We start from the raw sequence: 21,009 nt of genomic DNA, 5'->3' as shown, positions 1-21,009 counted from the left end.
ATGGACGATTGGATCGACTATTACGACTCGACGCACACGATCTATGTCAGCAAGCTGCATCGCGACTTGCACTTCCAGATCATCGCGCGGGACATCATCGGCTACATCTCTTCGCCCGAGGCGACCGTGCTCGACTATGCCTGCGGCGAGGCGCTGTCGGCGAGCGAGGTCGCTGCGGCCTGTGGAAAGCTGATCCTCGCCGAGCCCGCGCCCGGCGTGCGCGGCCGGTTGATCGCGCGCTTTGCCCCGAACACGAAAATCCGCGTCCGCTCGCTCGACGACGTCCACAACATGCAGGAGCAGTCGATCGATCTCGTCGTGATGAACTCGGTCGCGCAATACATGACGCCGGACGAGCTCGACACCGCGCTCCTCAATTTCCGGCGTATCCTAAAGCCCTCCGGCAAGCTCGTGCTCGGCGACATCCTCCAGCCCAATGTCGGCATGTTCAGGGACGTCACGGCGCTGCTCAGCTTCGGCCTGCGTCACGGCTTTTTGAAAGATGCGCTGATCGGGCTGATCAGCACCGCACTGTCGGATTACCGTCATCTGCGCACGCGCATCGGGCTGCAGCGCTACAGTGAGGAGGAGATCACCGCCAAGCTCAAGATAGCCGGCTTCGCGGTCCAGCGCGCTCACCGCAATATCGGCCACAATCGCTGGCGCATGACGTTCGTCGCGCGGCCGCCGTTGGTTCGGTAAGTTTCTTGGGTTCGGTGAGTTTCCTGGGTTCGTTAAGCATAACGTCTGCCTGAGGTGGCTTGTCGCACCCTGATCGGCAATGATCGCCGCGGCCCGGTGGCGGAAGTGTCTACGCGAGGGCGATGCATCGCTCTTTATCCTGGTTCAAATCCAGGCCGGGTCTCCACGCTTCGCCCCTGCGGGGGCTACGCGTGGCGCCGCCACGCGAAGCCCGAAGGGCGAAGGGCGAAGCGTGTCCGGCGTAGCTGGAGCGAAGCGCATGCGTAGACGGACTGGCCGACCAATCCTCACTCCGCCTCGACCACTTCACATTCAGGCAAGAGTCGCAGCCGGTCGGCATCCTTTGCCGCGGAGGCGATGACGGCATCGAGCAGGCCCGGAAAACGTGCGTCCAGATCCTCGCGGCGCAGCCGCACGAAGCGGTTGGTGCCGGCGACGCGGGTCTGCATCAGGCCGCATTCGCGCAGCTTGGCGAAGTGATAGGCGAGGTTTGATTTGCCCGCGAGCCCGTTGAAATCGCCGCAGCACAGCTCGCCGCTGACACGTTCCTGCTGCGCGAGCTGATACACAATCGTCAACCTGATCGGGTCGCTCAGGCAATCCAGAACCATCGGCAGTTCGATCTGCTCGCGGGTGGGGTGGGGAGGCGTGCGGCTCATGGTCTGAGGATCATAGTGAAATCGCCTCGATGTTCAATAGTTCTTGAACCAATTGACTCCTGACCCCGTCCCATCGATAGTTCAATAAACGTTGAACATCGGGATTTCTCGGATGAGCGTATTCTGGTTGGCCTTGGCGGCCTTTGCGATCGGCACGGAAGGCTTTGTCATTGCAGGGCTTTTGCCGTCGATCGCCACCGACCTGGCGATTTCAGTCCCCGCCGCCGGCCAGTTGGTCACGGCCTATGCTCTCACCTATGCGGTCGGCTCCCCGATCCTGGCGGTGACGCTGAACAATATCGACCGCCGCACCGTGCTGGCCCTGGCGCTATCGACCTTCATCGCCGGAAACCTCGCGGCGATGGTGGCGTCGAATTACGCCCTGCTGCTGGCCTCGCGCATGCTGATGGCGCTGGGCTCCGGGCTGTGCATGCCGACCGCGCTGGCCGTATCCGTGGCCGTCGCCGCGCCGGAGCGACGCGGCCGCGCGGTGGCGCTGGTCACCTCGGGCCTCACGGTTGCGACCGTCATCGGTGTTCCCCTCGGCAACCTCGTCGGCAGCCTGCTCGGCTGGCGCGCGACCTTTGCCATGGTCGCCCTGATCGGTGCCGTTACGCTCGCCGGCCTCCTGCTCGGCCTGCCCCGCGGCCTGCCCCGCAACACGGCCTCGCTCAGCGATCGGCTGGCGGTGGCGCGTCACCGCAATGTCCTGACGGCGCTTCTGATCACGATCCTATGGGCGCTCGGCGGCTTCACAGTGTTCACCTATTTCGCGGTCCCGCTGCGCGGCCTTGGATTCGATGCGTCGCAGATCAGCCTCGCGCTGCTGGTGTTCGGCGGCGCCGCCGCGATCGGGAACATGCTCGGCGGCGTCCTGGCCGACCGACTCGGTACACTCGCCACAGCAGGTCTCGGACTTGCCGGCATGGCCAGCGCGCTGATCCTGCATTCGCTGGTCCTGAAGCTGATGCCGGGACAGGCGCATTACACGGTGCTGGCTGCGATCTTCCTCTGGGGCATCTCGGGATGGGCGTTCTACCCGGCCCAGGTCGCCAGCATCATCCGGATCGAGCCGCAGGCCTCGATGATCGCGCTCTCGCTCAACGCCTCGGCCATGTATCTCGGCTTTGCGATCGGCGGTGCCTTGGGCGGCGCCGTGCTTGCGGCGTGGAGCCCGGCCGATCTCGGCTGGGTCGGCGGATTGAGCGTTTCGGCGGCTCTTCTGGTCCATCTCGCCCGGGGCTGGCAGGCCCGGCCAAAACCGGTCAAAATTGCCGGTTGATGGGCGTTTTTCGGGGTTTCGCCGCCCCGAAAACTGTTCTAAGACCCACCCCGCGCGCGAGGGGGGACCACCGCGCTCTCGGCCAAAGGGACGCGCAGCAGGCGCGCCCTTTTTTTGTGCCCAAATTCCACTTCGGCGAGAGTTGATGCCCAAACGTACAGACATCACCACCATCCTGATCATCGGCGCCGGTCCCATCGTGATCGGCCAGGCCTGCGAGTTCGACTATTCGGGCACCCAGGCGGTGAAGACGCTGAAGGAAGAGGGCTATCGCATCGTCCTCGTCAATTCCAATCCGGCCACCATCATGACCGACCCGGAATTGGCCGATGCGACCTATATCGAGCCGATCACGCCCGAGATCGTCGCAAAAATCATCGAGAAGGAACGTCACGTCATTCCCGGCGGCTTCGCGCTGCTGCCGACCATGGGCGGACAGACCGCGCTGAACTGCGCGCTGTCGCTGCGCCAGCAAGGCACGCTGGAAAAGTATGACGTCGAGATGATCGGCGCCACCGCGGACGCGATCGACAAGGCCGAAGACCGTCAGCTGTTCCGCGAGGCCATGACCAAGATCGGGCTCGAGACACCGAAGTCGCGGCTCGCCAACGCCTCCGCCCTGAAGAAGTCCTTCCGCGACAAGTACCAGGCCGATCGCGCGAAGGCCTCGGGCGCGGCGCTCGCAGAGCTCGAGCGGCAGTGGACGCTCGGCGAGAGCGACCGCCGCAAGCGCTACCAGGAATATGCGCTCGGCCAGGCGCTGATGGCGTTGTCCGAGATCGGCCTGCCCGCGATCATCCGCCCCTCCTTCACCATGGGCGGCACCGGCGGCGGCATTGCCTACAACAAGGAAGAGTTCCTCGACATCATCGAGCGCGGCCTGGATGCGTCTCCTACCAACGAAGTGCTGATCGAAGAATCCGTGCTCGGCTGGAAAGAGTACGAGATGGAGGTGGTGCGCGACAAGAAAGACAATTGCATCATCGTCTGCTCGATCGAGAATCTCGATCCGATGGGCGTGCACACCGGCGATTCCATCACGGTGGCGCCGGCGCTGACGTTGACCGACAAGGAATACCAGATCATGCGCGACGCCTCGCTTGCGGTGCTGCGCGAGATCGGGGTCGAGACCGGCGGCTCCAACGTGCAGTTCGGCGTCAACCCGGAAGACGGCCGCATGGTCGTCATCGAGATGAATCCGCGCGTGTCGCGTTCCTCCGCCCTGGCTTCGAAAGCCACCGGCTTTCCGATCGCAAAGGTCGCCGCCAAGCTTGCGGTCGGCTACACGCTCGACGAAATCGCCAACGACATCACCGGCGGCGCCACGCCGGCCTCGTTCGAGCCGACGATCGACTACGTCGTCACCAAGGTGCCGCGTTTCGCCTTCGAGAAATTCCCCGGTGCCTCCACCACGCTGACCACGTCGATGAAGTCGGTCGGCGAAGTCATGGCGATCGGCCGCACCTTCCAGGAAAGCCTTCAGAAGGCCTTGCGCGGGCTCGAGACCGGACTCACCGGCCTCGACGAGATCGAGATCGAAGGTCTCGGTCGCGACGACGACAAGAATGCGATCCGCGCTGCGCTAGGCACGCCGACGCCGAACCGGCTGCTCCAGGTCGCCCAGGCGATGCGGCTCGGCTGGTCGGACGAGGAGATCTTCAATTCCTGCAAGATCGATCCGTGGTTCCTCAGCGAGATGCGCGGCATCGTCGACATGGAAGCGAAGGTCCGCAAGAACGGCCTGCCGGGCAACGCCTTCGGCATGCGCACGCTCAAGGCCATGGGCTTCTCCGATGCCCGGCTCGCGGTGATCGCGGAGACGACGGAGGCCGAGGTCACGGCGAAGCGCCACGCGCTCGGCGTTCGCCCGGTCTACAAACGCATCGACACCTGCGCGGCCGAGTTCGCCTCGCCCACCGCCTACATGTACTCGACCTATGAGGCGCCGTTCGCGGGCGCGCCTGCGGACGAGAGCTCGCCGTCCGACAAGAAGAAGGTCATCATCCTCGGCGGCGGACCGAACCGCATCGGCCAGGGCATCGAATTCGACTATTGCTGCTGTCACGCCTGCTTCGCGCTGCACGACGCCGGCTACGAATCCATCATGGTCAACTGCAACCCGGAGACGGTGTCGACCGACTACGACACGGCTGACCGGCTCTATTTCGAGCCGCTCACCGCCGAGGATGTGCTGGAGATCATCGCGAAGGAACGCACCAACGGCACGCTGCACGGCGTGATCGTGCAGTTCGGCGGCCAGACCCCGCTCAAGCTCGCGCGCGCGCTGGAAGCCGCTGAAGTGCCGATTCTCGGCACCTCGCCCGATGCCATCGATCTTGCGGAAGACCGCGACCGCTTCAAGCGGGTGCTCGACAAGCTGCGGCTGAAGCAGCCCAAGAACGGCATCGCCTATTCAGTCGAGCAAGCGCGCCTGGTCGCAACCGATCTCGGCCTGCCGCTGGTGGTGCGCCCGTCCTACGTGCTCGGCGGCCGCGCGATGCAAATCATCCGCGAGGAGAACCAGCTCAGTGATTACCTGCTCGGCACGCTGCCGGAGCTGGTGCCGGGGGACGTCAAGGCGCGCTACCCGAACGACAAGACCGGCCAGATCAACACCGTGCTCGGCAAGAACCCGCTGCTGTTCGACCGCTATCTGTCCGATGCGACCGAGATCGACGTCGACTGCCTCTGCGACGGCAAGGACACCTTCATCGTCGGCATCATGGAGCACATCGAGGAAGCCGGCATCCATTCCGGCGACAGCGCCTGCTCGCTGCCGCCGCACTCGCTGGACGACAAGATGATCGAGGAGCTGGAGCGGCAGACCCGCGAGCTGGCGCTCGGCCTCGACGTCGTCGGCCTGATGAACGTGCAATACGCCATCAAAGACGGCGAGATCTACGTGCTCGAAGTCAATCCGCGCGCCTCGCGCACGGTGCCCTTTGTCGCCAAGGTGGTCGGCACGCCAGTCGCGAAGATCGCGGCGCGCGTCATGGCCGGCGAGAAGCTTGCCGATTTCAAGCTGAAGAAGGCGAACTTCGATCATGTCGGCGTGAAGGAATCGGTATTTCCGTTTGCCCGCTTCCCCGGCGTCGATACCGTGCTCGGCCCCGAGATGCGCTCGACCGGCGAGGTCATGGGCATCGACCGCTCCTTCGCGGTGGCGTTCGCCAAGAGCCAGCTCGGCGGCGGCACACGGGTGCCGCGCAAGGGGACGGTGTTCGTCTCGGTCCGCGAAAGCGACAAGACGCGCATCACCGAGGCCGTCCGCGAGCTGCATTCGCTCGGCTTCAAGGTGCTGGCGACGTCGGGCACGGCCCGCTTCCTGACCGACCAGGGCATCCCGACCGAGAAGGTGAACAAGGTGCTGGAGGGCCGGCCGCACATCGTCGACGCCATCACCAATGGCGACGTCCAGCTCGTCTTCAACACCACCGAAGGGCCGCAGGCGCTCGCCGACAGCCGTTCTCTTCGGCGCGCGGCCCTCTTGCATAAAGTGCCGTATTACACCACTCTTTCCGGGGCCGTGGCGGCCGCGCAGGGCATCCGCGCCTATCTGGGCGGGGACCTTGAGGTTCGGACCCTGCAGAGCTACTTTTCGGAAACCTGATCGCGAGCGGGAGGCCCAACCTTCCGCTAAGTGATTGGCGATGAAGCCACTATGGCCGGAGGAACTGTCCGGCCATAAGGTTGTTCTGTTCCGGCGCCAAGCCCATATGAACGTTCGGCGGCACGCGCGTTGAGCCCCCGGACAGAACTGACGAATCAAGTTGCGTGCGCGCTGACATGTCAGGGCGCGCGCGACCGAAGGACGAGAGAAGAGATGGAAAAGGTACCGATGACAGCGGGCGGCTTTGCCGCACTCGGGGAAGAACTGAAGAAGCGCCAGTCGGAGGACCGTCCGCGGATCATCGAGCATATCGCCGAGGCGCGCTCGCACGGAGACCTTTCGGAGAACGCGGAATACCACGCCGCGAAGGAAGAGCAGTCCCACAATGAAGGCCGCATCGCCGAGCTCGAGGACAAGCTCGCGCGCGCCGACATCATCGACATCTCGAAGCTGTCCGGCGACACCATCAAGTTCGGCGCGACCGTGACGCTGGTCGACGAGGACACCGAAAAGAAGACGGTGTGGCAGATCGTCGGCGAGGTCGAGGCCGACGCCAAGAAGGGCCGCATCTCCATCACCTCGCCGCTCGCGCGCGCGCTGATCGGCAAGAAGAAGGGTTCAACCGTCGAGGTCAACGCACCCGGCGGCGCCAAGGCTTATGAGATCACCAAGGTGGAGTGGCGGTAGCGATTTGCCGTCGCGTGTGATTTGAAAAGGCCGCGCGATGCGCGGCCTTTTTGTATCTGCGTGTTGCCGGGAATGAGGTGGGATGATCCTCACCTCTGGTCATTGCGAGCGGAGCGAAGCAATCCAGAGTCTTTCCGCAGAGGTCGCCTGGATTGCTTCGCTCCGCTCGCAATGACGGAGGAGGCGCTACCTTCTTCCCCTCACATCGAGCGGCACGGCCGCCTCGTATTTCGAATTGTGCAGCACCAGCGACGTCCGCACGTTGCGGACGTGCGGGGCGGCGGTCAAATGGGTGACGAAATCCTGGAAGGTGGCCATGTCGGGTGCGACGCATTTCAGGATGAAATCGACTTCGCCCGACAGCATCCAGCACTCGCGCACCAGCGGCTCGGCGCGGACGAACTCCTCGAAGGCGCGCAAATCGGCCTCGGCCTGGCTGGAGAGGTGCACTGCGGCAAACACCGTGACGTCGAAGCCGAGCTTGCGCGCGTCCAAGAGCCCGCGATAGCCATGGATATACCCCTCCTCCTCCAGCGCCCGGACTCGGCGCAGGCAGGGCGGGGGCGAAATGCCGACCCGCTTGGCCAGCTCGACATTCGTGATTCGACCGTCGGCCTGAATCTCGGTGAGAATTTTCAGGTCGATCTCGTCTAGGTTCCGCGACACGTGATTGGAACTCCTGGCCTTTGCGGCGGTATTGGTGGGTCTGTCGCAATCCTCATAGCGCAGACCGCGCACTCGGCGCAATTTTATTGCGCGTGCAGCGCAATCGACTTTTGTTCCCTGTTGGAAAAATCCGCCGACAGGGAATGCAATTCTTGCATAGCTCACCAGAAGGCTTAGATTACCTCTGATATTTCAGCGCCTCCGCGAGGCCTCCCGGCACGTTCCGCGCCCGCGCTGCAGTCCCCCGTGAAAGGCATCTGTCGAAATGTCCGCCGCTGTCCATGCAAAGGTCGTCATCATCGGCTCCGGCCCCGCCGGCTACACGGCGGCGATCTACGCCGCGCGCGCGATGCTCGAGCCGATCCTGATCCAGGGCATCCAGGCGGGCGGGCAGCTCACCATCACCACCGACGTCGAGAACTATCCCGGTTTCGCCGACGTGATCCAGGGCCCGTGGCTGATGGAGCAGATGGAGAAGCAGGCGCTGCATGTGGGCACCCAGATCAAGACCGATCTGGTGACGAAGCTCGACACCTCGCAGCGACCCTTTCGCCTGACCTGCGATAGCGGCGACGTCTATCTCGCCGACACCGTCATCCTCGCCACCGGCGCCCAGGCGCGCTGGCTCGGGCTGCCGTCCGAAGCGAAATTCCAGGGCGGCGGCGTGTCGGCCTGTGCCACCTGTGACGGGTTCTTCTACCGCAACAAGGACGTCGTGGTGGTCGGCGGCGGCAATACCGCGGTCGAGGAAGCCCTGTACCTCACCAACCATGCTTCGCAGGTCACCATCGTGCATCGTCGCGATCATTTCCGCGCCGAACGCATCCTGCAGGAGCGTCTGTTCAAGCACCCGAAGATCAAGGTGGTCTGGGACTCAGCCGTCGACGAGATCTGCGGCACCGAGAACCCGAACAAGGTCACCCATGTGCGACTGAAGAACGTCAAGACAGGCGCCTTGACCGATGTGCCGACCGACGGCGTCTTCGTCGCCATCGGGCATGCCCCGGCGACCGAGCTCGTGGCCGGCCAGATCAAGCTGAAACCGTCAGGCTATGTCGAGGTCGCCCCGAACTCGACCGCCACCTCGGTCCCCGGCCTGTTCGCCGCCGGCGACGTCGCCGACGAGACCTATCGTCAAGCGGTCACGGCGGCCGGCCTCGGCTGCATGGCAGCGCTCGAGGCGGAACGATTTTTGGCCCTGCGCGCCAGCGAGCGCGCGGCAGCGGAATAGACATCATGGCAAGAACACGCGACGGATTTACGGATATGGACTGGGACAAGCTGAAGGTGTTTCACGCCGCGGCGGAAGCGGGCAGCTTCACGCACGCGGGCGAGCAGCTCGGCCTGTCGCAATCGGCGGTGTCACGCCAGGTCTCGGCACTGGAGCAGGAGCTTTCGGTCTCGCTGTTCCACCGCCACGCCCGCGGCCTGATCCTCACCGAACAGGGCGACCTCCTGTTCCGCACCGCCCATGACGTGTTCATGCAGCTGCAGGCGGCGCGCGCCAAACTGACCGACAGCCGCGAGCGGCCGAGCGGCGATCTCAAGATCACCACCACGCCCGGCGTCGGCATCAACTGGCTGATCCCCAGGCTCGGCGAATTCACCGCGCTCTATCCGGAAATCCGGATCTCGCTGATCGTCACAGACGAGGAGCTCGACCTGTCGATGCGCGAGGCCGACGTCGCGATCCGCACCCGCAAGCCTACGCAGCCGGATCTCATCCAGCGCAAGCTGTTCGCGATGGGCTTCCACGCCTATTGCTCGCCCGATTACATCAAGCGCTTCGGCACGCCGCGCACGCTGGAGGAGCTCGACTCCCATCGCATCATCACGCTCTCCGACGGCAACTTCGCGCCGCATCTTCAGAACCGCAACTGGCTGGTCGAAGCGGGGCGCAACGGCTCAGGTCCGCGCGAGGCCTATTTCAGGGTCAACAACATTCTCGGCCTCGTCCGCGCCTGTCAGCAGGGCCTCGGCATTGCCGCGCTGCCCGACTATCTGATCGAAGAACAGAGCCGCCTCGTGCAGCTGTTCGGCGAATCGGATTCGATCCAGCTCGATACGTATTTTGTTTATCCGGAAGAGCTGAAGACGGTCGCGCGCGTGCAAGTGTTCCGCGACTTCGTGGTGAGCAAGGCGCAGCGCTGGCCGTCCTGATTTCCGCATGTCTGACATGCGGCTTGGACGCTTGATGCATGGCGCGAAGCTAGCCCATAATCTTTTCACGCTGAGCCTTCGCGTTGCGCATTTGTCCCCCTCCTCCAGTGGCGCGGGAGTTCAGTAATCCCTCTTGGAAGGTGATTGTGTCGGCCTCACGTGGCCAATACCTTAAGCCGGGCTCGATCGAGCCCGGCTTTTTTTTGGCGGATTCGGCCTTCGCCCTCCACGTGTATTGACAGTTCCATGCTTCCCCCGCATGATTTGCAAATGATCACGAAGTCGTGCGCAAGCTCGTCGCAGGCAATCGCCTCGAAAAAAGGCCCCCATCTGGGGACCTCGGATTTTTGCACGCGCTAACACAGCCTTCGTCATCGCGAGCCGAAACTTCGAAAACCCCGCCGCCTGGACGGGGTTTTTTCATGTGCCCTCGTCTCAGGACTTTTCCCGAGAAGGAGATGGAACATGACCGGACTACAGGAACAATTGCACGGGCTCTGGCTGCCGCTGGTGACGCCGTTTCGCGACGGCGCCCTCGACGAGAGGTCGCTGCGCCGGTTGACACGGCATTACAGCGGACAGGCTGTCGACGGCTTCATCCTGGGAGCGACCTCCGGTGAAGGCATGACGCTGCGCGACGCCGAGCTCGAACGCCTCGTCGCCATCGTGCGCGACGAGCTGGCCACCGCCCACAGTAAGCTTCCGATCTGCCTCGGACTCTCAGGCGCGGACACCTCGCGGCTGAAGGAGCGTCTCGACGCGACCGCGGACTGGCCGATCGACGGTTATCTGATCGCGAGCCCGTATTATGTGCGGCCGTCGCAGCGTGGGTTGCTGGCGCATTTCGAAGCGCTCGCCGATCACGCCGCCTGGCCGCTCGCGCTCTACAACATCCCCTATCGCACCTCGGTCAACATCACCAACCAGACGCTGCTGCGGCTTGCCGGGCATCGGAACATCATCGGCCTGAAGGATTGCGGCGCAAGCCGCGAGCAATCCATCGCGTTGCTGCGCGACCGTCCTGCGGACTTTCGCGTACTGACCGGCGAGGATGCGAATTATTTCGACGCGCTCAGCGACGGCGCCGACGGCGGCATCGTGCTGTCAGCCCATCTCGAGACCGCGACATTTGCGGCTGTCCATGCCGAGCTGAAGCGCGGCAATCACGATGCGGCGCTGGCGCGCTGGCAGGAGGTCGCGGACCTGACGCGGCTGTTGTTCACCGAGCCCAGTCCCGCACCGGCAAAATACTGGCTGTGGCGCACGGGCCTGATCGACAGCCCCGAAGTGCGCCTGCCGATGGTCGAGATCGGCAGCGAACTCGCCGTCCAGCTCGACCGCGAGATCGAACGGCGGACGCAAGTCGCGGCGTAGCTGATAGCCCCTCACCCCACCCTCTCCCCGTAAGAACGGGGAGAGGGAGTGAGAGAGCGGAGTGCTTGGTTAACCGCGCCCGAACGGCCTTCGCTGCTGCCGCATGGCGCATCCACGGCTCGTTTACGCAAACGCGCCTATCGTCTTCATTCAAAGTCTTTTCAAATGGGGGAACGATCATGGGGCAGCGCATCCGCCCGACGGCGGCAGACATGTTCGCGTCGGCCGATTTCTTGCGGGGAATTCTGGTGGTGTCGTCGTTTGGCTTCTGGGCGGTGATGCTCGGCCTGATGCCGGTGCTGGTGTTTCGAGTCTGGCTGGCGTGATGCAAGCGCAGGTCGGGATGGTTAACCCGTGGTAGCACCTGTGTTCGAAAGCGCGCGAAACTGCGACCCGGATTTTTAAATCATCCCGTGTAGCGTTCATGCCCATAAGCGAAGAAATCGCGGGGGCGTTTGTGAATAGTCATAACGAAATGGCGTCGCATTACGACGCTGGACAGCAGGGCTTCACCACCGAGGACATTCTCTGGGCCGCCGGCATCTGGTCAGTGATCCTCACTTTGTCGCCGGTGATCGTGTTCTACATGCTGATGGTGGCATAGCCTCCACAGCGATCTCCAGAAACGCAAAACGCGCGGATGTCCGCGCGTTTTTCGTCCGGGGAATGATTTATGAAAAATTACGCCGCCTGCTTGTGCATTGCGCCGGACGCCGACGCCGTGCCGCGAATAGCCTTCACCGAACGTTCGATTGCCGCCCACAGCCTTGCGATTTCCTGAGCCGCACGACTCTCGGCCTGATATTCCCGCGCGCCCTCGCCGTGGCTCAGCGCCATCAGCAGATCCGAACGGTTGGTGATCTGGCCGCCCCACACCGGAGCACGGAACTTCGCCAGTGCCTCGCGGGCAATGGTGACGATCGGGCTTTCGGACTCGTCGCGGCGCGCCGGCGCACCGTTGAGCACGACCGCGTAGGGTTTGCGCGCCGCACGGCACATCTGGATGGTTTCCTGCACCGCGTTGACGTCGAACACGCCGGGACGGGCGGGGATCACGACCATGGTGGCATTGCGGATGGCGTCGTCGACGACGGCCGACAGGTTCGGCGGCGTATCGATCAACACCCATTCATAACCGTCGCGCTTGGCCGCGGAGACGATGCCGCTGACCGAGTTCACCGCGGACTTGATCGGCGGCTCGTTGGTGCCACGCAGCTTGTGCCACAGCGTGAGCGAGCCTTGCGGATCCGCATCGACGAGCAGGATCGGCTTGGTCGCCTTGATCTGCGCGGCGAGATGCGCGGCCAGCGTACTCTTGCCTGAGCCACCTTTACGCGATGCAAAAACAATAACGTTCATACCTCTGCCTCCAGATTGACCCCAGGCGGCGAAAATGAATCACCGCGGTGATTCGGGAAAGAAAAATTTATCATAAGTTATGCTGGCGCCATGAAATAACAAAGCGCGTTGGCTTTTGAGTCACACTACTGCGTGCGCGGCGCTGCGGGACGAAGCGGAATGCAACCCCGCCGCGCAAACCGTTCGCGACTCGTTTCCATCCCGCCTTGTCGCAAGCGTCCGCACGCGGAGGCGAACAAAAGGAGTCCGGTGGCTGGTGTGGGGCTGATGCCCTGGTCGGTTTGACTCAAGGGGACAGCGAACGAGGGCCGGACACGCAAATGCCCGAGACTTCGAACGCACTGCTCGCTTTGGAACGCGGTGTCCGCGTTCAGCCTTCGCTGGCTTTCTTCTTCTTGGCCGGCCTGGTGCTCTTCTTCGCCGTCCGGGCCGAGCTCTTGGGCGCGATGCTGGTCGGCTTGCCGGCGCGGGGCGCGGCCGCCATGCCCGGCTCCGGTCCCGGCCGGAAGAACACCCGGCACTGCGGCGAGAGCTGCGACTTCTTCTGGATCATGCAGGCGGTGATGGCGTCGACGTTCGGAACGAACTCGCCGCACAGCCGCATCGCATCGGGGGTGCAGGCCTGCTGCTCCTCCTGGGAGTAGGCAAAGCCTTCGCTCGGGTGGATCAGGACGGCCAGAGCGAGCCCCGTGACCGCAGCAGCGAAAGATTTCTTGAAACGGAACGCCGGCATCGATCCCCCCAAATGTCGAGTCGGAGGCGATAGTGGGTGAACGGCGGTTCGTTGGCAACCGAGGCGAGATGCGAAAGGCGGAACGTGTGCGGTCTCGGCAACAGGGCCCCCTAAAACAAAAAACGCGAAAACAACCCCATGCACAGTAGCCAAGTCCATGTGACGATTGAACTTTACGGATCGCGATTTACGGATTTTACGAAATCGATTTGACTCGTCGGGCAAAACAGGAGCATGATGCCATCATCACAGAACGTGCGTGGGGTGGTCGGCTTGTCTCCTGCGCTGGTCGAAAGCGTGAGCGGGAGCGGAGACGATTGCATGGAGGGACGTGAGGCGGACCTGCCGCTGTCGGGCGTGACGGTGGTCTCGCTCGAGCAGGCGATTGCGGCTCCTCTTGCCAGCCGGCATCTCGCGGACTGGGGCGCGCGCGTCATCAAGATCGAGCGGCCGGGCGATGGCGATTTCTGCCGCGACTACGATCACGTGATGAACGGGATGTCGAGCCAGTTCGTCTGGACCAACCGGTCGAAGGAGAGCCTCGCCATCGACATCAAAAGCCCCGAAGGCCGGGAGGTGCTCGAGGCCTTGCTGCCGCAGGCCGACGTCTTCATCCAGAACCTGGCGCCCGGCGCGGCGGAGCGGCTCGGCCTCGATGCCGCATCGCTGCTGCGGAAATTTCCCCGCATCATCGCCTGCGACGTGTCGGGCTATGGCGCGGGCGGACCCTACAGCGACAAGAAGGCCTACGATCTCCTGGTGCAGTGCGAGGCCGGCGTCCTCGCCATCAACGGCACCGAGGCGGAGCCTGCCAAGGTCGGGCTTTCGGTGGTCGATATCGCCACCGGCATGTACATCCTCAACGGCGTGCTGATGGCGCTGTATCGCCGCGAGCGGACCGGCAAGGGCACCGCCTTCGAGGCCTCGCTGTTCGATTCCATCACGGACTGGATGAGCTATCCCGCCTTCTACACGGCAAGTACAGGCCGGCCGCTGCCGCGAACCGGGGCCAAGCACGCAACGATAGCGCCGTATGGCCCTTTCCGCGTCGGCGACGGCAACACGATCTTCTTCGGCATCCAGAACGACCGGGAATGGCGATCGCTGTGCGCCATTGTGCTTGGCGAGGCCGCCTTTGCCGACCATCCCCGCTTCCGCACCAATCCGCTGCGCATGCAGAACAGGGACGATCTGCAGGTCCATATCGAGCAGCGTTTTGCGGCGATGACCAGTGACGAGGTGCTGCGGCTGCTCGACGAGGCCTCGATCGCCAACGCACATCTGAATTCGGTCGAGGCGTTCCTGGAGCACGAGCAGCTCCGCGCCCGCTCCCGGGTGCAAACGGTGGGCACTGGTTGCGGCCCGGTGATGAGCTTCCTGCCGGCTCTCACCATTCCGGGCCTGTTGCCCCGGATGGATCCCGTGCCTGACGTCGGCCAGCACAACCAATCCATCCTCAGCGAGCTCGGTCTCGCAAAGGAGACATGACGATGGTCCGTCTACGGCCGACGCGGGTCTATCTGGCCGTTCCCGCGCATCGCTCCCGTCTCGTCGCCAAGGCGGCCGCCTCGGCCGCGGATGCGGTGTTCATGGATCTCGAGGACGCCGTGCCACCGTCCGAGAAGAGCGCGGCACTGGAGGAAGCTGCGCAGGCGCTGTCCTCGCTGGATTGGGGCAGCAAGGTCGTCGCTGTCAGGCTCAACGCCGTCGACAGCCCCTTCATCGCGCAGGAAATCCGCAAACTCGCTGCGCTCCCCAGGCTGGATTCCGTGATCGTGCCGAAGGCGGAGCGCCCGAGCGACATCGCCGCCATTGCCGATCAGCTGCGCGCGGCCGCACCTGATCGCCCCTCGCCTGTTACGCTCGAACTGCTGATCGAGACCGCGCTCGGTCTCGTCAATGTCGACGCGCTCGCCGCCGCGCACCAAAGCGTCGCCGCCCTTCATCTCGGTGTCGGCGATTTCGCGGCGTCGATCGGCGCCCGTTCTTCGGAAATCGGCGCCTCGCCGGACGGCTACCGGCACGTGGGCTCCGCCCAGAGCGGCTATGCCTCCGCTCCGCTCGACCTGTTCGCCTATCCGATGATGCGCCTGCTGGTGGCCGCGCGCGCGTTCGGCCTGCGCGCCATCGACGGTCCGTGCGGCGCGTTCCGGGATGCCAGACTGACTGAAAGCAGCGCGCTCAAGGCGGCTGCGATGGGCTTTGACGGCAAGCAGGTGATCCATCCCGACCAGATCGAACCGACGCTGCGGGCGTTCGTCCCGTCCGAAACCGAGCTCGCGCACGCGCGGCGGGTCGTCGAGGCCATGGAGCAGGCCGAGGCGCAGGGCCAGGGCGCGGTGACGCTCGACGGCAAGATGATCGACTATGCCAATGTGCGCATGGCGCGCCGGATCATCGAGATGGGGTCGTAGCCGCGCATGGCCACCGTGCTGATCGTCGCGCCGGTGTTTGCGCTGATCGCGGCTGGCTATGCCGCGGTGTTGTTTCGCTTCGTCTCGGAGACCGCGCATAAGGGCATCTCCGAATTCGCCTTCAGCATCGCCATTCCCGCCCTGCTGTTCCGCACCATCGTCGTCTCGGAATTCTCCGGCGTCAGCCCGTGGCGGATGTGGGGCGCCTATTACGGCGCGCTCGCGCTGACCTGGATCGCGGCGCTCATCCTCTCGGCGCTGCTGCGGCAACGGCGCGAGGACCGCGAGGACGGCGTCGTGTTCGCGATCGGCTCGGTCTACGGCAACATCGTCATGCTCGGCATTCCGCTGACGCTGTCGGCGCTGGGCAATGAGGCCGCAGGCCCGATGGCCCTGATCCTGTCGGTGAACACGCCGCTGCTCTGGCTCTGCGGCACGCTGCAGATGGAGCTGGTCGACCGCAAGCAGACCGCCTCGGCGGCGTCGCTGATCCTGCCGGTGCTGCGCGATCTCTCCCGCAACCCGATCATGCTCGCGATCGGCTTCGGCCTCGTCTGGCGCCTCACCGGCCTCGGCCTGCATCCCGTCGTCGACAGGACCGTCGAGCTCTTGGCGCAGGCGGGATCGCCCGCTGCCCTGATCGCGCTCGGCATCAATCTCTTTCGTTTCGAGGTCAAGGGCGAGAAGCTCGGCATCCTCGCCATGAGCGCGCTCAAACTGCTGGCGATGCCGGCGGCCGCCTTCGTGCTGGCAAAGCTGCTCGACCTGCCGCCGCTCGCAGCCGGCGTCGTCGTGCTGTTCGCGGCGATGCCGACCGGCGCGAATGCGTACATCTTCGCGGTGCAGTACCAGCGGCTGGTGAACCCGGTGTCGGGCGCGGTGGCGCTGGGCACGCTGCTGGCGGCGGTGACGTTGCCGGTGGTGGTGTGGGTGGTGGCGGGGGTTAGGTAGCGTTGGCCGGCCATTGGCCGAACAGCCTGAGGTCATGGGGATAGCGCGCGACATGCGCCACGCGGATGCGCGCCGCGTCCTTGTGCCTAGGATTGATGAGGTAGTTTTGCGCGAATGGCACGATGACCGATGGCACCGACACCATCGCCGTGCGCACCTCAGTGAACCAGGTCCGCAACACGTCGCGGCTCACCCTGGGATCGTCAGCCCAATCCGGCGATATACTCTCGATGTCGGCCCGGCTCACCGTCTCGACGGCGAGGTCGTCCGGCACGTCGATGCCGAGCAGTTGGTAGCTCGTCGGCAGGTCCTCGAAATCGATTTCCAGATGCACCATCACTTCGAGCAGTGCCGACGCCGGATGATCCGCTGCGTAGACCGCGTGCCGGCCGCGATCATGCCAGCGGCCGTCGGCCTTGAGGCCGCCCACGCCAGACAGATCGTCGAAGTTGGAGATCCGCCAGATCCTCACGCCAAATCCTTACGCAAGGATGCCGTGATCGATCCGGTGCAGCATCTCTTCGACGACGCGCGCGCCCGCCTCCGTCGCGAGGTAAGCAAGTGGCGTTTCCCCGCGAAGCAACTTCTTGGGCTTGCGCAACCAGCGGTGCGCCTTCGCAGGCTCGCCGAACGCGTTGGCGGCCAATCGGTCAACCCGCGCCAGCCGCACGGCTTTGTCGGTCTCCTCGACCGTCAGCGGCTCGCCCTCCGACAGCCGCCGCGCCAGTGTGCGCTTCGGCACGACAAGCGCGTGAATTTCGTCGTCGCTGTAATTGGCGAGGCGCTTGAGCGCGGCAGGTTCGATGCGAAACAGGCTGTTGGCGTCGATAACGACATTGAACAGCTCGGCCGACGGCTGCGATTCATCCGTCCCGCCCCTGCCCAGCCCGAGCGAAGGCGCGCCGGTGACGGTGGAGAGCCCCGTGACCGCATCGAAATGCCCCTGCACGACAATGGCGCCGGCTTGCGGTTGATAGGTGTGGTCCTGCTCGGAGGCGAACAAGCGTTCAATTGCCGCCCCCCCGCGCGATTTGTCGGGAGGAGATTTGTGCGTCGGCTTCGATGATGGCTTGCGGTCAGGTCGCTGGGTCAGGGCTGCCGCCGCGATCGTCTTGATCTGTTTGTTGGTCAGCGAGCCGGGGGCACGAAGCCCGCGGGAAGTTGAACCAACGCCTTTGCCAGTCCGCTCGTTCTTTGCCATTGGTCCGCCGTAATGCCAAACGCCTAAAAAATACAGCCAAGTGGCATTTAAGCACATGGGCTGCCGGATTCAAGCGCGGCGGTGCTCTCGCGACCTCATGCCGGGAAGCTCAGACAATGCCTGAAAGGGCTATTGAACACGCTGGCCCTCACGCCAGGCCATCTCCCAGAAGTCTGCCTCGAGTCTGGTGGCTTCCTTGAAGATCGCAATCAGTTCTGCCTCTCGCGCCGGCGTGGCGTAGAGATCGGCGAGATGCTCCATATGCGCCCGCGCTCTGGCAGCGACCTCCTGGTACGGCGCGCCGGCGTACTCGGCGATCCAAACGCGATAGGCGTTCGTCGCGGCGTCCGCGAGGGGTCGCGAGGCGAGCCGCGTTGCGATCTCCGCGTACCCGATCACGCAGGGGGCAAGCGCCACCTTGAGTGCCAGCAGATCGCCGCGCATTCCCGCGTCGAGCACGTAGCGTGTATAGGCCAGCATCTCGGCCGCCGGAGGAGCATGTTCAAGATCGGTCGGCGATAGACCCCAATCGGCACAGAGCTTCACGTGGAGGTTCATCTCGACATCGAGGATGGCCGAAAGTCCGGCCGCTGCTTCACGCATGTCGGCGAGTTTTGGCGACTTGTAGACCGCGAGCGCGTAGGCGCGAGCAAACTCGATGAGGAACAAGTAGTCCTGAACGAGGTAGTGACGAAACGCCGCTTCGGGGAGCGAGCCGTCTGCCAATCCGTTCGTGAAGGGATGCTCGGTGTAAGCCCGCCACTCGACGGATGCTTCTGTCTTGAGACGCTCGAAGAAACTCACGATCTTGTCTGCCCGGCTTGCTTGTCCATGAACGTCTTTGGCTCGCTACCGATAGCGCATTGCGGACCGAGGAGCTACGGCGACGGCGGACAAAACTGGCTTTGAGCGGCGTTGCGGATGGGGCACTCCCCGCGTCGAGAGCTTTGTGCACTGTCACCGTAATGCCGAACCCACCGTTCCGAGAGTTTGATCGCGCAAAGCTGCCATTTCGGCATCGGCCACGCTTCACCCGAAAAGAAGATTGCAGGAGCGGCCCCACTCGGCGAGCCTTCAGATGTCGACGAGGTACACGCCTTTGGCTCCAGTCGGATTGGGGCCGAGTGCAGGCCCGATCATCTCCTCGAACTGAGTCTTCAGCCGTTCGACGCGTGTCCGATCCTGCATGAACAGCCGGAAACGCAGCGGATCCGTATTGTACTCCGAAATCGGCTTGTAGCCACCGGGGACCGGCACGTCGCGACGCACCGACCACTGGCCGGTCCGGGCAATCGTGGCATCTTTCGAGGCCATCCAGCTTAGATAAAGCTGTGCTGCGGCTTTGTGCTGCGCCTCGCGAAAGATTGCCGCTGTCTGCGGCCAGCTGTGGAACACGTCGTGCCGAGGCAATGCGAAGCGTAGCGGGCTATTAGCTGCCGGCGCAAATGCTCCGGAGGCGGTGAAGGTCGCAGCTCGCTTACCCTCCTGCACCGCTAGGCGCGCCGGCACAGTACCACGGACCCACAATACGTCCTGCTGCAGCAGGCGATCTATGTACTCCCATCCATGGGCGTTGACGATACGATCGAACTGATAGAGCACAGCATCGTCATCGTGCGGATAAGTGAGACAGATGCGCCCCTTGAGCTTCGGATCGAGATAGTCGAGCGCATCGCGTGGCGCGTCCGCCTCCGGAACAAGCGTAATATTGAACGAGTTGCTGAAAGCGACGACGCTGATTGCGTGGAAAGCGGCGTCCGGGTCCTTATATTCGGGCGCGATGGCGTCCCAGTCGAGCGGCTTGTAGGCGAGGAGTTGATCTTGTGTCTTCCAACGCTCGAAATCCTGCAGCGTCTGCAGGTGCGCGACATCAGCCTCCAGGCGACCGCGCGCAAGCTGCAGGTCGATGCGCGCATCATGGAATTTGCTGAGATCTGTTATGATGCGGGCGTCCATGCCCGGAAAGCGCTTCTTGAAAGCCTGCTCCAGGCCCGCCGAGGCGTTCGGAATGTCACCCCCTGCGTACACCACAAGCTTTCCGCCTTCCGCGAGTGCCGCACGATGCAGCTCGTCCAGGCTGCGCGTCTCAACGTCCGGGGGCACTGACTGAGGTCTGGCGACCGATGCACGCGCGGCAGCAAGCACGAGCGGTGCTGCAAGAGAGATTGCCGCAAAGGCGCGACGGCTGAACTGTTGCATGACTCTTTGATCTCCGAATTTTGCTTCCCTCAGTTATTCCGCGCGCTTGCCTGATACAATCACGTGAAATTGTGACATACAGTAACGCGACAGCGATACAATCGCTGATGGATCGTTTGACCGAACTGGAAGCCTTCATTCGAACCGTCGATCTGGGCAGTCAGGCGGCGGCAGCCGCGGCGCTTGGTCTGTCGCGAATGGCGGTCGGGCGACAAATCCAAGCCCTTGAGCGGAGATTGGGGGTACGCCTGTTGCAACGCACGACCCGGCGACAAGCGCTGACCGAGGCCGGTGCGGCATTCTACGAGCTAACGCGCGAACCATTGAGGCAACTGCACGACGCCTCCGACCGAGCATCGGAATCGCGAACCAGCCTTCACGGCAGGCTGCGCCTGAGCGCGCCCGTGTCTTTTGGTGTGCGGTATTTACCGTCGGTGCTCAGCCGTTTCAGCGAACAACACCCCGGGGTGGAGATCGACCTGGTGCTCAATGATCGGATCGTCGATCTGGTGGAGGAGGGATTCGATCTGACGCTGCGCATCGGTCGTTTGGCAGACTCCAGCTTGATGTCGCGGCGGCTCGCGCTGTGTCGAAGAGCAATCTGCGCTTCGCCCGCATATCTGGCGCGACACGGCATTCCAAAGCATCCGGCCGACCTGCTTGCTCACAACTGCCTGCGCTACACTCAGGCCGGACAGTCGCAAAGTTGGGCGATGACAGCTCCTGACGGAACCAAGGAAGTGGTGACGGTGGGCGGCAACTTGGCTGCCAATAATGGGACGGCCCTCATGATGGCGGCCTTGGCGGGAGAAGGCATCATTTTGCAGCCGCTGTTCATCGTTGATGAGGCCTTGCGTGATGGCCGGCTGGTTCAACTGCTGTCGACCTACCGCCTCGGTGAATTGGAGCTTCATGCTGTTTTTCCGGCAGCACGCTACATGCCGGTGAAGCTGCGGCGTTTCGTCGACCACTTGGTGGAATCCTATGCCGTCGGGCTACCGTGATAGAGAAA

Annotated in this window: 21 protein-coding genes; 13 read left to right on the top strand and 8 right to left on the bottom strand. The window is 63.8% G+C overall.

Translation table 11 applies throughout. The annotated features are described in order from the left end of the window. Positions 1-702 (top strand): class I SAM-dependent methyltransferase, encoded by a 702-nt coding sequence (locus tag ABIB91_RS10735; RefSeq protein ID WP_007596668.1) that lies wholly within the window; start codon positions 1-3, stop codon positions 700-702. 287 nt (positions 703-989) lie between these two features. On the opposite strand, the gene ABIB91_RS10730 is transcribed toward ABIB91_RS10735, so the two are convergent. Then, positions 990-1,361: an ArsR/SmtB family transcription factor gene (locus tag ABIB91_RS10730; RefSeq protein WP_007596669.1), complete on the bottom strand. Its 372-nt coding sequence runs from the start codon at positions 1,359-1,361 to the stop codon at positions 990-992. A gap of 112 nt (positions 1,362-1,473) precedes the next feature. Between ABIB91_RS10730 and ABIB91_RS10725 the strand changes: the two genes are divergently transcribed. From ABIB91_RS10725 to greA, 3 genes are all read left to right on the top strand, one after another. Further along, complete coding sequence (locus ABIB91_RS10725; RefSeq protein WP_354169332.1) at positions 1,474-2,643, top strand: MFS transporter; 1,170 nt, start codon at positions 1,474-1,476, stop codon at positions 2,641-2,643. A 145-nt stretch (positions 2,644-2,788) separates the two neighbouring features. Continuing rightward, the gene (gene carB / locus ABIB91_RS10720) at positions 2,789-6,253 is read left to right on the top strand and encodes a carbamoyl-phosphate synthase large subunit (protein WP_354169330.1); all 3,465 of its coding nucleotides are present in this window, start codon (positions 2,789-2,791) and stop codon (positions 6,251-6,253) included. Between the two features lie 213 nt (positions 6,254-6,466). After that, positions 6,467-6,940, top strand: coding sequence for a transcription elongation factor GreA (gene greA, locus ABIB91_RS10715; protein ID WP_007596674.1), 474 nt, complete (start codon positions 6,467-6,469; stop codon positions 6,938-6,940). 186 nt (positions 6,941-7,126) lie between these two features. On the opposite strand, the gene ABIB91_RS10710 is transcribed toward greA, so the two are convergent. Beyond that, positions 7,127-7,606: an Lrp/AsnC family transcriptional regulator gene (locus tag ABIB91_RS10710; protein ID WP_007596676.1), complete on the bottom strand. Its 480-nt coding sequence runs from the start codon at positions 7,604-7,606 to the stop codon at positions 7,127-7,129. A gap of 265 nt (positions 7,607-7,871) precedes the next feature. Between ABIB91_RS10710 and trxB the strand changes: the two genes are divergently transcribed. The 5 genes from trxB (at position 7,872) to ABIB91_RS10685 (ending at position 11,744) form a co-directional block, all read left to right on the top strand. Then, a complete protein-coding gene (gene trxB / locus ABIB91_RS10705; protein ID WP_354169327.1) occupies positions 7,872-8,837 on the top strand; it encodes a thioredoxin-disulfide reductase in 966 nt (321 codons plus the stop codon). A 5-nt stretch (positions 8,838-8,842) separates the two neighbouring features. Further along, positions 8,843-9,766, top strand: a complete 924-nt coding sequence (locus tag ABIB91_RS10700; RefSeq protein ID WP_007614700.1) for a LysR family transcriptional regulator — start codon at positions 8,843-8,845, stop codon at positions 9,764-9,766. Positions 9,767-10,231: 465 nt separating this feature from the next. Continuing rightward, entirely contained in the window at positions 10,232-11,140 is a 909-nt protein-coding gene (locus ABIB91_RS10695) for a 4-hydroxy-tetrahydrodipicolinate synthase family protein (protein ID WP_354169325.1), read from the top strand. A gap of 179 nt (positions 11,141-11,319) precedes the next feature. Then, the gene (locus tag ABIB91_RS10690) at positions 11,320-11,466 is read left to right on the top strand and encodes a hypothetical protein (protein ID WP_007596683.1); all 147 of its coding nucleotides are present in this window, start codon (positions 11,320-11,322) and stop codon (positions 11,464-11,466) included. A gap of 98 nt (positions 11,467-11,564) precedes the next feature. Then, positions 11,565-11,744, top strand: a complete 180-nt coding sequence (locus ABIB91_RS10685; RefSeq protein ID WP_007596684.1) for a hypothetical protein — start codon at positions 11,565-11,567, stop codon at positions 11,742-11,744. A 77-nt stretch (positions 11,745-11,821) separates the two neighbouring features. Here ABIB91_RS10685 and ABIB91_RS10680 read toward each other — a convergent pair whose 3' ends face one another. Both ABIB91_RS10680 and ABIB91_RS10675 read right to left on the bottom strand, forming a co-directional pair. Beyond that, complete coding sequence (locus tag ABIB91_RS10680; protein ID WP_007596685.1) at positions 11,822-12,499, bottom strand: AAA family ATPase; 678 nt, start codon at positions 12,497-12,499, stop codon at positions 11,822-11,824. Positions 12,500-12,869: 370 nt separating this feature from the next. Beyond that, on the bottom strand, positions 12,870-13,232 hold the full coding sequence (locus ABIB91_RS10675; RefSeq protein WP_354169322.1) for a hypothetical protein: 363 nt from the start codon (positions 13,230-13,232) through the stop codon (positions 12,870-12,872). A gap of 321 nt (positions 13,233-13,553) precedes the next feature. Between ABIB91_RS10675 and ABIB91_RS10670 the strand changes: the two genes are divergently transcribed. Genes ABIB91_RS10670 through ABIB91_RS10660 form a run of 3 tightly spaced genes read left to right on the top strand, consistent with a single transcriptional unit; the run spans position 13,554 to position 16,597 of the window. Continuing rightward, positions 13,554-14,720 carry a CaiB/BaiF CoA transferase family protein gene (locus ABIB91_RS10670; protein WP_354169320.1) on the top strand — a complete coding sequence of 389 codons (1,167 nt, stop codon included), beginning with the start codon at positions 13,554-13,556 and terminating at the stop codon, positions 14,718-14,720. A 2-nt stretch (positions 14,721-14,722) separates the two neighbouring features. Continuing rightward, positions 14,723-15,646 (top strand): HpcH/HpaI aldolase/citrate lyase family protein, encoded by a 924-nt coding sequence (locus ABIB91_RS10665; RefSeq protein ID WP_354169318.1) that lies wholly within the window; start codon positions 14,723-14,725, stop codon positions 15,644-15,646. A 6-nt stretch (positions 15,647-15,652) separates the two neighbouring features. Then, positions 15,653-16,597, top strand: a complete 945-nt coding sequence (locus tag ABIB91_RS10660) for an AEC family transporter (protein WP_354169316.1) — start codon at positions 15,653-15,655, stop codon at positions 16,595-16,597. Here ABIB91_RS10660 and ABIB91_RS10655 read toward each other — a convergent pair. The 4 genes from ABIB91_RS10655 to ABIB91_RS10640 form a co-directional block, all read right to left on the bottom strand. Next, entirely contained in the window at positions 16,590-17,069 is a 480-nt protein-coding gene (locus ABIB91_RS10655) for an RES family NAD+ phosphorylase (RefSeq protein WP_219683703.1), read from the bottom strand. The genes ABIB91_RS10660 and ABIB91_RS10655 overlap by 8 nt on opposite strands. Positions 17,070-17,078: 9 nt before the next feature. Continuing rightward, a complete protein-coding gene (locus ABIB91_RS10650) occupies positions 17,079-17,798 on the bottom strand; it encodes an Xre family toxin-antitoxin system antitoxin (RefSeq protein WP_354169314.1) in 720 nt (239 codons plus the stop codon). A 129-nt stretch (positions 17,799-17,927) separates the two neighbouring features. Next, entirely contained in the window at positions 17,928-18,602 is a 675-nt protein-coding gene (gene tenA / locus ABIB91_RS10645; RefSeq protein ID WP_354169312.1) for a thiaminase II, read from the bottom strand. 270 nt (positions 18,603-18,872) lie between these two features. Further along, positions 18,873-19,997 carry an ABC transporter substrate-binding protein gene (locus tag ABIB91_RS10640; protein ID WP_354169310.1) on the bottom strand — a complete coding sequence of 375 codons (1,125 nt, stop codon included), beginning with the start codon at positions 19,995-19,997 and terminating at the stop codon, positions 18,873-18,875. A gap of 107 nt (positions 19,998-20,104) precedes the next feature. Here ABIB91_RS10640 and ABIB91_RS10635 point away from each other — a divergent pair, with 107 nt between their 5' ends. Then, entirely contained in the window at positions 20,105-21,001 is an 897-nt protein-coding gene (locus ABIB91_RS10635) for a LysR family transcriptional regulator (protein WP_007596699.1), read from the top strand. Positions 21,002-21,009 lie beyond the last annotated feature (8 nt).

Source organism: Bradyrhizobium sp. JR4.3, from assembly GCF_040547695.1.
GTDB lineage: Bacteria > Pseudomonadota > Alphaproteobacteria > Rhizobiales > Xanthobacteraceae > Bradyrhizobium > Bradyrhizobium canariense.
The sequence above is the reverse complement of the archived record's forward strand: the minus strand, read 5'-3'. Positions and strand labels throughout refer to the sequence as shown.

Coding starts and splice junctions, on each gene's coding strand:
- ABIB91_RS10680 (WP_007596685.1), bottom strand. CDS start 12,499: ATGAACGTTATTGTTTTTGCATCGCGTAAAGGTGGCTCAGGCAAGAGT.
- ABIB91_RS10640 (WP_354169310.1), bottom strand. CDS start 19,997: ATGCAACAGTTCAGCCGTCGCGCCTTTGCGGCAATCTCTCTTGCAGCA.
- trxB (WP_354169327.1), top strand. CDS start 7,872: ATGTCCGCCGCTGTCCATGCAAAGGTCGTCATCATCGGCTCCGGCCCC.
- ABIB91_RS10670 (WP_354169320.1), top strand. CDS start 13,554: ATGGAGGGACGTGAGGCGGACCTGCCGCTGTCGGGCGTGACGGTGGTC.
- carB (WP_354169330.1), top strand. CDS start 2,789: ATGCCCAAACGTACAGACATCACCACCATCCTGATCATCGGCGCCGGT.
- ABIB91_RS10730 (WP_007596669.1), bottom strand. CDS start 1,361: ATGAGCCGCACGCCTCCCCACCCCACCCGCGAGCAGATCGAACTGCCG.
- ABIB91_RS10695 (WP_354169325.1), top strand. CDS start 10,232: ATGACCGGACTACAGGAACAATTGCACGGGCTCTGGCTGCCGCTGGTG.
- ABIB91_RS10735 (WP_007596668.1), top strand. CDS start 1: ATGGACGATTGGATCGACTATTACGACTCGACGCACACGATCTATGTC.
- ABIB91_RS10700 (WP_007614700.1), top strand. CDS start 8,843: ATGGCAAGAACACGCGACGGATTTACGGATATGGACTGGGACAAGCTG.
- ABIB91_RS10690 (WP_007596683.1), top strand. CDS start 11,320: ATGGGGCAGCGCATCCGCCCGACGGCGGCAGACATGTTCGCGTCGGCC.
- ABIB91_RS10650 (WP_354169314.1), bottom strand. CDS start 17,798: ATGGCAAAGAACGAGCGGACTGGCAAAGGCGTTGGTTCAACTTCCCGC.
- ABIB91_RS10675 (WP_354169322.1), bottom strand. CDS start 13,232: ATGCCGGCGTTCCGTTTCAAGAAATCTTTCGCTGCTGCGGTCACGGGG.
- ABIB91_RS10660 (WP_354169316.1), top strand. CDS start 15,653: ATGGCCACCGTGCTGATCGTCGCGCCGGTGTTTGCGCTGATCGCGGCT.
- ABIB91_RS10665 (WP_354169318.1), top strand. CDS start 14,723: ATGGTCCGTCTACGGCCGACGCGGGTCTATCTGGCCGTTCCCGCGCAT.
- ABIB91_RS10725 (WP_354169332.1), top strand. CDS start 1,474: ATGAGCGTATTCTGGTTGGCCTTGGCGGCCTTTGCGATCGGCACGGAA.
- greA (WP_007596674.1), top strand. CDS start 6,467: ATGGAAAAGGTACCGATGACAGCGGGCGGCTTTGCCGCACTCGGGGAA.
- ABIB91_RS10685 (WP_007596684.1), top strand. CDS start 11,565: ATGCCCATAAGCGAAGAAATCGCGGGGGCGTTTGTGAATAGTCATAAC.
- ABIB91_RS10635 (WP_007596699.1), top strand. CDS start 20,105: ATGGATCGTTTGACCGAACTGGAAGCCTTCATTCGAACCGTCGATCTG.